We start from the raw sequence: 12,552 nt of genomic DNA on the forward strand, positions 1-12,552 counted from the left end.
CGGGGTGGACCGGGCCTCGACCGGACCGTGCCCACCCGCCGCACCGACGCGGATCGCGCCGTGTCGTGCAGGCGTCGTGCCGACCGGCGGAGACCTCCAGTCTGCCCGATCCGGGCGTGGAACGCCTGCTCCAGGCCCGTCGTGAGCGTCGCCACGCGGTGCCCGGCACCCCTCGTGCGCCGTCCGGTGGGAGCAGGTGTCAGACGGTGAGCGCGTCGGGACCCAACGCTCCGGCGGTGGGGTCGTCCGGTGCGGTGGGCGGCCGTCCCAGCAGGAAGTCCGCCGTCGCGCCGTGCATGGCAGCCACGGGGCCGACACCCGCCGCGAGGGTGACGGCCGCCGCGTCCGTGACCTCGCCCACCATCGCGGTGACCGTGGCCGCGACCGTGCCGGTGACGTCGGCGGCGAGCCCCAGGAGGTCGACCGGGGCCCGCGCGGCGTCGAGGCGGGCGCGCAGCGTGGGCTCGATCGTCAGCGGGGCGCCGTCGACCGCGGTCCGGCCGCCCGCGACGAGCAGCCGGTTCCACGCCTCGGCGTGTGCGACGTGCTGGGCCGCCGCGCCCGAGAGGTACGCCGCCACGACGGGGGGCACCGCGCCGTAGCGGCCCTGGCCTGCGCCGGCGGCGGCCTGGCCGAGCAGCTCCCCGGCGAGGGCGGACACCGCGGCGCCGAGCGCGACCAGCGCCGCCTCGCCCTCGTAGGTCGGGGGCGCGGAGCTCGTGGTGGTCGAGGGGGCGGGCGGGGCGCCGGACGGCGGGGCCGGTGCCGGGGCCTCGTTCGAGCACGCCGCCAGCGCCCCGGCGCCCGCGAGGGCACCGAGGCCGAGGAGGAAGTGACGCCGCTTCATCGCACCGCCCCCTCGGTGGCCGGCGACGCCTTCTCGGTCGGGAAGAGGACGTCGGGGAAGCCGACGGTCCCGGCCGACGGCGGGAGGGCCTGCAGGTCCGGCGGCGAGGCGACCAGCTCGGTCCGCCCCGTGGACAGCAGCGTCTGGAGGGTCAGCAGCAGGGCCTTGCGCCGGGCCGCGGCGGCGGCGTGCCCGGCCACGGTCCGGCGCACCTCGGGGGTCGAGAGCTCGACGACGTCGCTCACGAGCGTCTGGGCGAGGACGTCCTCGAGGGTCAGCGCGAGCCCGACGACGTCGCCGGGGCCGCGCACGGTCGGCAGCGCCTGCTCGACGACCGGCGCGTAGCGGGGGTCGGCGTTCGTCTGCGCCCGCCCGCCGGCCCGCCGCGTCGCGGTCGCGAGGTCCGTGCGGGCCCGGGCCAGCGCGTCGAGCGCGGCGGCGAGCAGGTCGCGCAGCGGCGCGGGCGCCGAGGGCCCGCCGCCGAACGGCAGCGCCTGCAGGGAGGAGTAGGTGTCGGCGGAGAGCACCACGAGCGACGACGCGGTCTGCAGGATCGGCACGTCGGCCGGCACCGGCGCGGTCACGGGGCCTCCCCCGCCAGGGCGCGGACGAGATCGTCGGGCTCGAGGCGCCACGACCCGACCTCCACGCCGTCGACCAGCGTGACCGGGATGCGGTCGCCGTACTCGGCGCGCCACTCGGGGTCGGTGCCCGGGGCGTCCACGTCGACCACCGTGTGCTCCTCGCCGGCGCGCCCGCAGATCTCCCGCACCACGCCCTCCATCCGGTCGCAGGTCCGGCAGTCGGCCCGCACGAGGACGACGACACGGACGCGCCCGTCATCCGATCCGGACACAGGGGTGGCGGTCGACCCGCCGGGACGACCGCCCGTCGCACCGCCCACCGACGTCGTCGCCCGCTCGTCGGACCGCTCGTCCGCCACCGGCTCGTCGCCTCCCTCCGGCACCGTGTCGGTGCACCGCCCGGCGGCAGTCTCGCACGGTCGTCAGGGCCCCACGCGGAGCCCCGGGATACCCCCGAACGGCCGCTCGTCGCACCGTCGGTGCAGGTCGGAGAGGGTCGCCCCGTCCGGGGGCGCGCCGGTGCGAGGGGGGATCTCGCCGCACGTATGCTCCCCCGGCAGCGCCCCCTCCACGGGGGGATCCGGGTCGAGAGGTCGATCGAGGGAGAGGGCATGTCCGACGCTGCCGGCCGTCACGGCCGGACGTGCGCGCGCGACTGCGGCCTCGCTGCGCCCCGTCCCCCGCGTCCCTCGGGCCCGCCCACGACACTGCCCGGAGCGCCGTGAGGCGCGCGGCACCGGACCCCGCCGACGAGCCCGGCGCCGGCCACGTGCCGGCGCGGGGCGGCAGGCGGCACGGCGGCAGCGGCACCGGCACCACCGGGCGGCCGCGGGGGGCGACCGGCACCGACACCCCGCCCGAGCCGGTGATCGACGCGCGCGCCAACGGCGCCACCCCGACCGCGCCCTTCTACCCGGCGCAGCGCCGGCGCGAGGACACCTGGCCGCCGCCGTCCGCGGAGCCCCCGAGCGGGCACACGAGCACGCCGCCGAACGGCCACACGCGCACCGGCCGGCCCCAGGGCGGGCGCCCCACGCCCCCCATGGGCGTCCCGCAGCCCGACCCGCAGGGCGACGCGGTGACCCCGGCGCCCCGCAGCAACGGCACCGGCCCGCTGCCCCCGGTGCCCCCGGACGTCCCGCCCCCGGCCGGCGCCGCCGACGTCGTGCCCACGGCCGCCGTGCCGATGCAGCCGCCGGGTGACCCGACCGCGACGCTCGCCGGCCCCGCGCCGCTGCCCGAGGACGCCGGGTCCGACGGGTCCGACGGGTCCGAGGACGCCGTCGACGACGAGCTCGCCGACGACCTGCCCGACGACCTCCCCGACGACGACGGCTCGACCGCCGAGGGGTGGGCGCTCGTCCGGGCCGCGCAGGCCGGCGACACCGACGCGTTCGGCCAGCTCTTCGACCGGTACCACGACACGGTCTTCCGGTTCGTGCTCTTCCGCCTCGGCGACCGGCCCGCCGCCGAGGACCTCACCCAGGAGACGTTCGTCCGCGCCTACCGCCGGATCACGTCGGTGAGCTACCAGGGCCGCGACATCGGTGCGTGGTTCGTCACCATCGCCCGCAACCTCGTGCTCGACCACGTGAAGTCCAGCCGCTACCGGCTCGAGAGCTCCACCGCCGAGGTCGCGGACGTCGCGCCCAGCACCTTCCGCGCCGGCCCCGAGTCGGAGGTCATCGCGGGCGCCACCCACGCCGAGCTGCTGCGATGCGTCGCGCGCCTGGGTGACGACCAGCAGGAATGCATCGCCCTGCGGTTCCTGCAGGGCCTCTCGGTGGCCGAGACCGCCGAGATCATGAACCGCAACGAGGGGGCCGTGAAGGCCCTCCAGCACCGTGCGGTGCGCCGCCTCGCTCAACTGTTGCCCGAGGGGCTGCGGTGAGTCACATCCATGTGGTTCGAACCGCACACCGCATCGTCGTAACCGGTCGCCTGTCCGTTCGTTTGCCCCTGCGACGAGCACGGCGCGTACGGACCGTGACGCGCGGACGATGAGGACGGACGGCATGTCGAGCGGGCACGACGGGGACGACGAGCGGTTCGCTCGCGTCGGGGAGCAGCGCGACGCCCCGGGGCGTCCGGCGCGTTCCGATCGTGCGGGGTCGCCCGTCGACCCCGAGCTCGCCCGCGACCTCGAGCTCACCGCCGCGCTGCGCGCCGCAGGCCGCGACGCGATCGGCCCGGACCGCGCGGCCAGCGCCCGCATGCGCGCCGCCGTCATGGCCGAGATCACCGGCGGCGCGCCCGCGACGGCGACCGTCCGGGAGAGCACGCGCGTCCTGCGCACCCCCGACTCCGGTCCGGCCGGCGGTCGGGGGGCCGGCCGGGCCGGTCGCCCCGACGGCGGCCGGCCGCGCACGGGCACCCGTCCCACGGACGGCCGCCCCGCCGGCCGCGCGTCCGGCAAGCCGCGGCGCTCCGCGTCACGGGTGATGTCCTCGTTCGTCACCGGGGCCTGCGCGATCCTGCTGCTCGGCGCCCTGACCGTGCTGCTCAGCCGTGGCGCGCTGCCCGGCGAGATGCTCTACGGCGTCAAGCGGGCCTCGGAGAACGCCGAGATCGGGCTGACCAGCGGCCAGGAGGCCAAGGGCCGGCGGCACCTCGACTTCGCGGCGATCCGCCTCGAGGAGGTCTCCGACCTCATCGCGCGCGACGCCACCACCGCCGCCGGCAGCGGCCCCGCCGCCGCGGGCCTCGGCCCCGACGAGGCCGCGCTCGTGCTCGAGAACCTGCGGGCCTTCGGCGAGCAGGCCCGGACCGGTTCGCGGATGATCCTGCCGCTCGCGTCGCAGCCGGCGGGCCCGCGCCCGGCCGAGCTCGCCGAGTGGGCCCGGACCCAGTCGGCCCGCCTCGACACGCTGAGCCCCTCGCTCGACACCGACGGGCGCGCCGCGGCCACCGACTCCCAGCAGATGCTCCAGCGCCTCGGCCAGCGCGCCACCGCGCTCAGCGGCCCGGTGCGCTGCGAGACCGGCTCGGTCACCGACGACCTGGGCCCCGTGCCGTCCCGCGAGTGCGACACCTCGCGCGAGCAGTCGACCGCGTCGCCGGAGCGCACCGAGGCCGCGAACACCAGCAGCCCGACCTCCACGACGACCACCACGACGACCACCTCGCGCACCCGCAGCTCCACCGAGGAGTCGGAGAGCCGCAGCCGCGACGCGGACGACGACAACGTGGTGGACGACCTCCTGCCCGGCGGTCAGCAGCAGCGCGAGTCGCCGGACCCGGTGCGCGTGCCGCTGCCGGTGCCGCTGCTGCCGCAGGTCGACGTCCCGCCGCTCCTCCCCGGCCTGCCCGGTCTGAGCCTCGGCTGACGCGCGGCCTCCCACCGCGCGGTGACGGCAGCCCGGTCCGTGGCACGCCCGCGGTCGGGGGTCCCGTCTAGGGTGAAACGAACACCGCCGGGTCGAGAGGTTCCGTCCCACACCCGGCGACGTGGTCCCGGGACGGACGCGACGGGAGGGTCCGGCGGTGGCAGGACGGCGCGAGCGCCGGTTGCAGGCGGAGCGGGAGGCGGCACGGCTCGCGGGTGAGGCGTCCGCGGAGGCCGCGCTGCGCGATCCCGCGCTGCAGGACCCGGCGCGGGGCGAGCCCACCGCGTCCGAGCTCCTCGAGACGGTGCCCGAGAGCGCCGGCCCGACCACCGACCCGTCCTCGCCCGTCGAGGAGACCGGTGTCGAGGGCGCGCCCGACGGCGAGCTCGCCGGCGGCGGTCCCGCGGCCGCGGCCGCCTCCGCCGACGCTCCGGACATCCACCGGGTCCCGCCGTCGACCCGGGTGCCGCCCGACCTCACGGCCGCCGCGTTCTTCGACGTCGACAACACGATGATGATGGGCGCGTCGATCTTCCACTTCGCCCGCGGTCTGGCGGCGCGGAACTTCTTCTCCGGCTCCGACCTGCGGGGCTTCGTCTGGCAGCAGCTCAAGTTCCGCCTCGGCGGGGAGGGCAGCCCGGACGACGTGCGCGCCCACCGCGAGCAGGCGCTGTCCTTCGTCGCCGGCCAGTCGGTCTCGGAGCTGGTCTCGCTCGGCGAGGAGATCTACGACGAGCTGATGGCCGACCGCATCTGGGAGGGCACGCGCGCGCTCGCCCAGATGCACCTCGACGCGGGCCAGCGCGTCTGGCTGGTCACCGCCACGCCGCTCGAGCTCGCCCGCATCATCGCGCGCCGCCTGGGGCTCACCGGCGCGCTCGGCACGGTGGCCGAGAGCGAGGACGGCGTGTTCACCGGGCGGCTCGTCGGCGAGCTGCTCCACGGCCCCGCCAAGGCCCACGCCGTCCGGGCCCTCGCCGCCCGCGAGGGGCTCGACCTGCGGCGCTGTGCGGCGTACTCGGACTCGGTCAACGACGCCCCGATGCTCTCGGTGGTCGGCACGGCCGTGGCCGTCAATCCCGACTCCGACCTGCGCGCGATGGCTCGGCGCCGCGGCTGGGAGATCCGCGACTTCCGGTCCGGGCGCAAGGCCGCCAAGATCGGCGTCCCCTCGGTGCTCGGCGCGGGCGCCGTCGCCGGCGCGGTCGTCGCGGGCGCGGCCTACCGCCGGCGCTCGACGGCCTCCCGACTGGCCGAGCGCCTGGTCGGCTGACATCGCGCGGCGCCGCGGCTGCTCGGCTCTCCGCGGCTGTGGGAGCGTCGGCTGGTCGCCGTCGTCGCGCCAGACCCGTCCGACGCAGCGCCCGCTCCGTCGGTGGGCGCAGCACCGCCGGAGCGGGCCGTATCGCCGACGTCCCGCCGGGAGCGCGGCGCCCTGAGCAAGGCGCCCTGAGTAGGCCGGGTCGCCGCGCGATCCCGGACCCGGACGCGCGCCGGCTTCGCCGCGCCGAGGCGCCTGCTGGGGCTCAGCAGGGCTTCGGCGTCGGCATCGTCGTTCAGAACGGCGGCTCGTCATCGTCTGCCGAGTCCTGTGTCGGCGCGGGCGGTGGCCGCGGCGGATCGGCGGGGTAGGGGTCGTTGGTCCACAGGGGTTCGTCGGTGGCGAATTCCTGGGGTGCGGTCCGGGAGCCGAGGCCGCCGCGGGCGGGGTCGGGGACGTCGGGGGCGACGGGCCGGCGGGGTCGGTCGTAGGTGTGGCCGGTGGGGCTGGTCCAGGTGAACGACCCGGGGGTGGGCTGTGCCAGGTGCCAGCCGCCTTCGTGCTTGAGGCGGTGGTCGTGGCGGCACACCGGGTCGAGGTTGTCCTCGAGGGTGACCCCTCCGGCCGTGACGGCCAGCGTGTGGTCGATGTCGGCGACCAGCGACGACGCCCCGCACGGCGGGAACACGCACGTGACGTCGCGCATCCGGGTCCAGCGGGCCAGCGCGGCGGACGGGAACCGGCGGCGCGCCTCCTCGGGCGAGGTCGGCGGGCCGGTCCACGCCGCGAACTGGGCGCGCAGGTCCTCCAGGACCGGCGCCCACGCGTCGGGCTCACGCAGCCGCCGCGTCAGCTCGGTCTTGCTGATGTGCAACTCGAGCACCGGACGTCCAGCGGGATGTGCTGGTTCGGGGGTGGTCCGGTACCCGTGTGGTCGGCGGCGGGTGATCAGCGCGGCCAGCAGGTGCCCGTCGTCGTCGGTGACCGCGACCCGCCACTCAGCGCCGCAGAGCTGGCGGGCGAACTGGCGCGCGAATGGTGCGTGCACGACCCCGTAGCCGGGCATCGTGCCGGGCTTCTCGTTGAACCCGAGCAGCGTGAGCAGCCCGACCCGCATCTCGATCCGCCCGCGCCGCGACCCGCGCGAGGAAGGGCTGGCGCCACCTGATCCCTCCGGCGCCGGTTCGTCGGGCGTCGGTTCGTCGGGCGTCGGTTCGCCGGGCGGCGGCTCGTCGGGCCTCGAGCGCTCGGGGGTGGGCTCGTCGGGTGCGGGCTCGTCGGGTGCGGGCTCGTCGGGTGCGGGCTCGTCGGGTGCGGGCTCGTCGGGTGCGGGCTCGTCGGGTGCGGGCTCGTCGGGTGCGGGTTCGTCGGGCTCGCGATCCCGCACGCTGGTGCCGCCGCCGGGGCCGGGGCCGTGGGCGCCGACATGGCGCGGTGTCACCCGTCCGCGGGGGTCGGCGGGGTCGGCGTGGGCCACGACGTGCGCGACCAGGGCGTCGTCGTCCCAGCCCTGCGGGCGGGGGCCGAGCAGCGCGAGGTAGACATCCGCGCGGATGGTGTCGATCAGCCCCGGGTGACCCGCCGCCTTCGCCCGGAACACCAGCGACTCGACGTGCGCGGCCGACAGCGCCCCGGCATCCAGGGGCAGGTCGAGCCCCGACAGGTTCAGCGTGCCCGACTCGGTGCGCCGCGCCCGCACCCGCCGCTGCCGGCGCGCGTTGTCGTAGAGTTTGGCCGCCCACTGCGGGTCCAGACTGGTGGCCAGCGCCTTGATGCGCTCGATCAATCCCGACAGCGTCAGCCGCGGCGCCTCGGGCAGCACCCGCACCACCACCTGGCGGGCGTGCTCGGCCGACAGCGACGAGGTCCAGGTGACACAGATCCGCACCCGGTCGGTATCGATCAACCCGGCGTCCCACGCCGCCCACAGCTCGGGGATCGCCGCGATCGCGGTGTCGGCCTGTCCCAGCAGCTTTGACACCCGGGTGCGGGACTCGCACAGCAGCACCCGCAACTCGTCGGTGCTGAACTCGCCGTAGCCCTCACTCCGCCCTCCCGGCCGGGCGGGGTCGGCCCGCGCCACCTCGCGGGCAGCGAGCGCGAACCGGGCCTCGTGATGCGACAGCTGGCGGCGCCACGCCGCCGCGAGGGTCACCGTGTCGTGCGGCGACACCGCCCGCGGGTCGATCTGCTCCAACAGGGCACCCAGCGCCGCGCCGGGAGGGGCGTCGGCGAGCCCCTCCGGCAGCGATGCGAACACCTGTTCGAACACGACCCCAGACTACCGCCGACCCCCGACACCGACGGGCTGATCCGCTGCACGGGGCCGCGAGCCAGCCGAGCTGTGGCAGCCGACGGTCGTCGGTATCGCCCACGACGTCGAGCCGGACGTCGTGGTGACGACGGCGCTCGGACGCGCCGGCGAAACCGAAGTGGGCGTTCGACCGTGATGGCCGAAGTGGGCGTTCGACCGTGATGGCCGAGCGGGCCGGGCCCCTTGAAGCGGGGCGGTGCGGCGGCGCTCGCTACCGTCGTCGAGGAACCAGCGACGCCGGGTCCCCGCATGATCGAGGGGCCTTTTCTGACGTTCAACGTCAGCGTGGCCGCCAGGCTGACAACACCCCGTGCGTCGCGACGCCCGGCGTGTCGCGTCACCGAGGATGTGGCGTTCCTGGCGTGGGACGCCGGCGATGCCGCATCGCTCGCACGGCGACGTGTCGCCCGCCCGCCGCTACCCCAGGAACGCGTTCCGGCGGCCCGCCAGCAGGCGGTAGAGGGTCTGCTGGATGTTCTCGCGCACCTGGTCGGTCAGGTTGAACACCAGCATCGGGTCGTCGGCCGCACCGGGCTCGTAGGCGTCGGTGGGGATCGGCTCGCCGAACTCGATGTACCACTTCGAGGGCAGCGGCACGAGGCCGAGCGGGCCCAGCAGCGGCCAGGTCGGGGTGATCGGGAAGTACGGCACGCCGAGCAGGCGGGCGATCGGGCCGAGGTCGCCGATCTTCGGGTAGATCTCCTCGGCGCCGACGATCGAGCACGGGATGATCGGCACGCCGCAGCGCAGCGCCGCCGAGACGAAGCCGCCGCGCCCGAAGCGCTGCAGCTTGTAGCGGTCGGCGAAGTTCTTCCCGATGCCCTTGAAGCCCTCGGGCCAGACGCCGACGAGCTCGCCGGACGACAGCAGGGCCTCGGCGTCCGCGTTGCAGGCCAGCGTGTGCCCCGCCTTGCGGGCGGCGGCGCCGACACCGGGCAGGCCGAACACGAGGTCGGCGGCGAGCATCCGCAGGTGGCGCGGCACGGGCAGGTCGTCGTGGGCCGCGACCGTGGTCATCAGGGCGTCGAGGGGCAGCGTGCCGGAGTGGTTGGCCACCAGCAGCGCGCCGCCGGAGACCGGCACGTTCTCGGTGCCGATGGTCTCCACGCGGAACCAGTGCTCGTAGAGCGGGCGCAGCAGCGGCATCACCACGTGCTCGGTGAGGTCGCGGTCGAAGCCGAAGTCGTCGACGGTGTAGCGGCCCGTCACGCGGCGCTGGAGGAACTCGCCGACCTCGGCGACGCGCGCCTCGAGATCGGTCGGCCCCTCGGCCGCCGGCAGGGTCGTCACCTCGGCGCCGGTCCCGGCCACGTCCACGGCCTCCACCTCGCCGGTGCTCCCCGGCTCCAGGCCGCGCGCGGCCGCGGTGCGCTCCTGCAGGGACCCGACACCCGGGCGGCTCGCCCGCCGCGGCGCGGGGCGCGAGCGGGGTCGGGGGCGTCCGCCGTCGGAGCGCAGCGGGATCACCCGGGCCTCGGGCATGACGTCACCTCTGGTGGAACGCGGGGCGGACGGACGGTCGGGGTCGAGCGGGCCGGTCACGTGCCGGAGGGCAGGGCACGGGCCACGGTGAGCGCGGCGTCCTGGGCCCGGCCCCAGGTCGCCGGGTCGATCACCGGACGCAGGTTGCGCCCGGCCACGAAGTCGTCGAACGCCTGGACCGTCGTCCAGCGCGGAGTGAAGCCGAACTCCTCCTGCAGCTTCGTCGTGTCGACGACACGGCCGAAGTTGAGCAGGCGCAGCTGCTCGGGCGAGAAGTCCACGAGCCGGGCCCGCCGCGTGAACCGTCCGACGAGCGGCACCGCGGGCTGCGGGATCGGCAGCGGCACCCGGCCCGCGCGGCGGATGGCCTGGGAGAGCATCAGCACCCCGGCCGCACCGACGTTGAACACGCCGGGCAGGTCCTGCGCGGCCGCCCGCTCCAGCACCGCGACCGCGTCCTCCTCGTGCAGCAGCTGCACCCGGGCGTCGTAGCCCATCACCACCGGGACCACCGGCAGCGAGAAGTACCGCACGAACGACGTGTCGATCCGCGGCCCGATGAGGTTGACGAACCGCAGCGTCGTCACCGGGATGTCGGGGCGCCGCCGCGAGAAGCTCCGGACGTAGCCCTCGATCTCGACGGCGTCCTTGGCGTAGCCGCCGGGCGGGATGGCCTTCGGCTCGGTGGTCTCGGTGAACGTCGCGGGGTCGCGTCGGCTCGCGCCGTAGACCGCGCTGGTGGACTTGACCACCAGGCGCCGCACCGTGTCGGAACGCTGGCAGGCCGCGAGCAGCTGCATCGTCCCGATGACGTTCATCTCCATCATCATCGAGCGGCCCCCGGCCTGCGCCGGGTTGCCCGAGAGCGATGCGTGGACGACGGTGTCGACCTTCGCCGTGGAGATGACCTTGCCGATCAGCGGGTTGCGGATGTCCACCCGCACGAACTCCGCGCGGCCCATCCGCCGCCGCATCTCACGCGACGGCGGCGTCGTGTCGACCCCGAGCACCCGCTCGATCGACGGGTCGGCGGCGAGCCGTGCCGCCAGGTGGCCGCCGAGGAAGCGGCTGACACCGGTGACGAGGACGACGGACGGCGCCTCCGACATGAGCTGGCATCTCCTGCGGTCTCGCGGACGGGCGGGCCCTTCCGGCGGGGAGCCGGGACCCCGGCCCTACTTGCCGAGCTTGCGACGCTGCACGCGGGTCTTGCGCAGCAGCTTACGGTGCTTCTTCTTCGACATCCGCTTGCGACGCTTCTTGATGACCGAACCCATAGGAAACCTCTCGTGAACCGCTCTTGATGTCAGCAGGCGACCGTCCGGTCGCAGACACACCACCGTACCGGCCGTCGCCGTGACGGCCGGTGTGGAGGGGTGCGGCGATCGTCTCGCCGCAGCCGGCCTATCCCGCGTCGAAGTAGGAGCCGCGCAGGTACTCGTGGACGGCGTCCTCGGGCACCCGGAAACTGCGGCCCACCCGGACCGCAGGCAGCTCCCCGTTGTGCACCAGCCGGTACACGGTCATCTTCGACACCCGCATGGCGGCGGCGACCTCGGCGACGGTCAGGAACTGCACCCTCGCCAGGTTGTCTCCGTCCGCCCGCCGCGGGCCGGGGCCCGTCGTGTTGTTGGGCATGGGTCTCACGCCTTTCGAGCACAGGCCGTGCCGCCGGGCTTCCCCTCCCGACGGTTCGACACGCCGTGCTGTGCGGGTGAGGGTAGCGGGACGCGTGTGACGTCTGGTTCGACCTCACCCGCTCGTGCGGCGGCCGTGCAGGATCGCGCGTCAAGCGTCCACGCCGTGACCGCCCGACACGATCTCGTCACGACGAACGGATCCCTCCCGTCCGCCCGTCGCGATCAGCCGGCGGTCACCCGTACTGCCGGCCGAGCGCCACCGAGCGGTCGCGGGCGGCGGTGACGGCGCGCGCGAGCGCGGCGCGCAGCCCGTCGGCCTCGAGCGACGAGAGCGCGGCCGCGGTGGTGCCGCCGGGCGACGTCACGGCCTCGCGCAGCAGACCCGGGTGCGGCGCCGCCCCCTCGCGGCCGTCGCTGCCCGGCGTGGTGAGCAGCCCGCCCGCGCCCTCGACGGTGGCGGTGACCAGCTCGGTCGCGACCGGGCGCGCCAGACCCAGCGTCACCCCGGCCTCGATCATCGCCTCGGCGAGCAGGAACACGTAGGCCGGCCCGGAGCCCGACAGCGCGGTCGCGAGGTCCTGCTGCGCCTCCGGGACGCGGACCGTGCGCCCGACGGCCGCGAGCAGCTCCTCGGCCGCGGCGAGCTCCGTCTCCCCGGCCGCGGACCCCGGCGAGAGCACGCACATCGCGCGCCCGACGAGCATCGGGGTGTTGGGCATGACCCGGACGACGGGGACGCCCTCCGGCAGCCGCGCCTCGATCGCCGCCGTGGGGATGCCCGCGGCCAGCGAGACGACGGTCGGGCGGTCCCGCTGCGCCAGGACGTCGCGGACCTGGTCGAGCGCGGTGAGCACGTCGCCCGGCTTGACGGCCACGACGAGCACGTCGGCGCGGCGCGCGGCCTCCGGCGCGTCGACGGCCGCGATCCCGTACCGGTCGGTGAGCTCGGCGGCCCGGGCGGCGACGGTCTCGACGACGAGGAGCGACCCGGGGTCGCGGCCGGCGGACACCAGCCCGCCCAGCAGGGCCTCGCCGATCTTCCCGCCGCCCAGGACGGCCACGGTGGTGGTCTCGGGGCTGCTCATGGGGCGATCCTGC

At 76.0% G+C, this 12,552-nt stretch carries 12 protein-coding genes; 3 read left to right on the forward strand and 9 right to left on the reverse strand.

The features are described 5' to 3' along the window. Nucleotides 1–199 precede the first annotated feature (199 nt). The 3 genes from WCD58_RS17815 to WCD58_RS33680 are packed head-to-tail and all read right to left on the reverse strand — an operon-like array spanning nucleotide 200 to nucleotide 1,790. A complete protein-coding gene (locus WCD58_RS17815; protein WP_337704393.1) occupies nucleotides 200–847 on the reverse strand; it encodes a ferritin-like domain-containing protein in 648 nt (215 codons plus the stop codon). Further along, complete coding sequence (locus tag WCD58_RS17820; protein ID WP_337704394.1) at nucleotides 844–1,431, reverse strand: hypothetical protein; 588 nt, start codon at nucleotides 1,429–1,431, stop codon at nucleotides 844–846. The genes WCD58_RS17815 and WCD58_RS17820 overlap by 4 nt, the downstream gene beginning before the upstream one ends. After that, complete coding sequence (locus WCD58_RS33680; RefSeq protein ID WP_373696239.1) at nucleotides 1,428–1,790, reverse strand: glutaredoxin family protein; 363 nt, start codon at nucleotides 1,788–1,790, stop codon at nucleotides 1,428–1,430. Before WCD58_RS33680 ends, WCD58_RS17820 begins: the two co-directional genes overlap by 4 nt. An 827-nt stretch (nucleotides 1,791–2,617) precedes the next feature. Between WCD58_RS33680 and WCD58_RS17830 the strand changes: the two genes are divergently transcribed. The 3 genes from WCD58_RS17830 (at nucleotide 2,618) to WCD58_RS17840 (ending at nucleotide 6,030) form a co-directional block, all read left to right on the forward strand. Then, complete coding sequence (locus WCD58_RS17830; RefSeq protein ID WP_373696246.1) at nucleotides 2,618–3,322, forward strand: sigma-70 family RNA polymerase sigma factor; 705 nt, start codon at nucleotides 2,618–2,620, stop codon at nucleotides 3,320–3,322. Between the two features lie 124 nt (nucleotides 3,323–3,446). Beyond that, on the forward strand, nucleotides 3,447–4,757 hold the full coding sequence (locus WCD58_RS17835) for a DUF5667 domain-containing protein (RefSeq protein ID WP_337704395.1): 1,311 nt from the start codon (nucleotides 3,447–3,449) through the stop codon (nucleotides 4,755–4,757). Nucleotides 4,758–4,914: 157 nt separating this feature from the next. Continuing rightward, complete coding sequence (locus WCD58_RS17840; RefSeq protein ID WP_337704396.1) at nucleotides 4,915–6,030, forward strand: HAD family hydrolase; 1,116 nt, start codon at nucleotides 4,915–4,917, stop codon at nucleotides 6,028–6,030. A gap of 283 nt (nucleotides 6,031–6,313) precedes the next feature. Here the strand turns inward: WCD58_RS17840 and WCD58_RS17845 are convergent, their stop codons facing one another. The 6 genes from WCD58_RS17845 to proC form a co-directional block, all read right to left on the reverse strand. Further along, entirely contained in the window at nucleotides 6,314–8,290 is a 1,977-nt protein-coding gene (locus WCD58_RS17845; protein ID WP_337704397.1) for a hypothetical protein, read from the reverse strand. Nucleotides 8,291–8,749: 459 nt separating this feature from the next. Beyond that, a complete protein-coding gene (locus tag WCD58_RS17850) occupies nucleotides 8,750–9,814 on the reverse strand; it encodes a lysophospholipid acyltransferase family protein (protein ID WP_337704398.1) in 1,065 nt (354 codons plus the stop codon). A gap of 56 nt (nucleotides 9,815–9,870) precedes the next feature. Next, the gene (locus WCD58_RS17855) at nucleotides 9,871–10,923 is read right to left on the reverse strand and encodes an NAD-dependent epimerase/dehydratase family protein (protein ID WP_337704399.1); all 1,053 of its coding nucleotides are present in this window, start codon (nucleotides 10,921–10,923) and stop codon (nucleotides 9,871–9,873) included. A gap of 66 nt (nucleotides 10,924–10,989) precedes the next feature. Beyond that, nucleotides 10,990–11,091 carry a 30S ribosomal protein bS22 gene (locus WCD58_RS17860; RefSeq protein ID WP_010241351.1) on the reverse strand — a complete coding sequence of 34 codons (102 nt, stop codon included), beginning with the start codon at nucleotides 11,089–11,091 and terminating at the stop codon, nucleotides 10,990–10,992. A 127-nt stretch (nucleotides 11,092–11,218) separates the two neighbouring features. After that, nucleotides 11,219–11,392 carry a helix-turn-helix domain-containing protein gene (locus tag WCD58_RS17865; protein WP_274234950.1) on the reverse strand — a complete coding sequence of 58 codons (174 nt, stop codon included), beginning with the start codon at nucleotides 11,390–11,392 and terminating at the stop codon, nucleotides 11,219–11,221. Between the two features lie 295 nt (nucleotides 11,393–11,687). Further along, nucleotides 11,688–12,539 (reverse strand): pyrroline-5-carboxylate reductase, encoded by an 852-nt coding sequence (gene proC / locus WCD58_RS17870; protein ID WP_337704400.1) that lies wholly within the window; start codon nucleotides 12,537–12,539, stop codon nucleotides 11,688–11,690. Between the last annotated feature and the right edge of the window lie 13 nt (nucleotides 12,540–12,552).

The organism is Actinomycetospora flava (genome assembly GCF_037400335.1).
GTDB classification, from domain to species: Bacteria; Actinomycetota; Actinomycetes; order Mycobacteriales; family Pseudonocardiaceae; genus Actinomycetospora; species Actinomycetospora flava.

Excerpts from the sequence above, each read along its gene's own strand:
- WCD58_RS17850 (WP_337704398.1), bottom strand. The coding sequence starts at position 9,814 with ATGCCCGAGGCCCGGGTGATCCCGCTGCGCTCCGACGGCGGACGCCCC.
- WCD58_RS17860 (WP_010241351.1), bottom strand. The coding sequence starts at position 11,091 with ATGGGTTCGGTCATCAAGAAGCGTCGCAAGCGGATGTCGAAGAAGAAG.
- proC (WP_337704400.1), bottom strand. The coding sequence starts at position 12,539 with ATGAGCAGCCCCGAGACCACCACCGTGGCCGTCCTGGGCGGCGGGAAG.
- WCD58_RS17855 (WP_337704399.1), bottom strand. The coding sequence starts at position 10,923 with ATGTCGGAGGCGCCGTCCGTCGTCCTCGTCACCGGTGTCAGCCGCTTC.
- WCD58_RS17835 (WP_337704395.1), top strand. The coding sequence starts at position 3,447 with ATGTCGAGCGGGCACGACGGGGACGACGAGCGGTTCGCTCGCGTCGGG.
- WCD58_RS17815 (WP_337704393.1), bottom strand. The coding sequence starts at position 847 with ATGAAGCGGCGTCACTTCCTCCTCGGCCTCGGTGCCCTCGCGGGCGCC.
- WCD58_RS17830 (WP_373696246.1), top strand. The coding sequence starts at position 2,618 with ATGCAGCCGCCGGGTGACCCGACCGCGACGCTCGCCGGCCCCGCGCCG.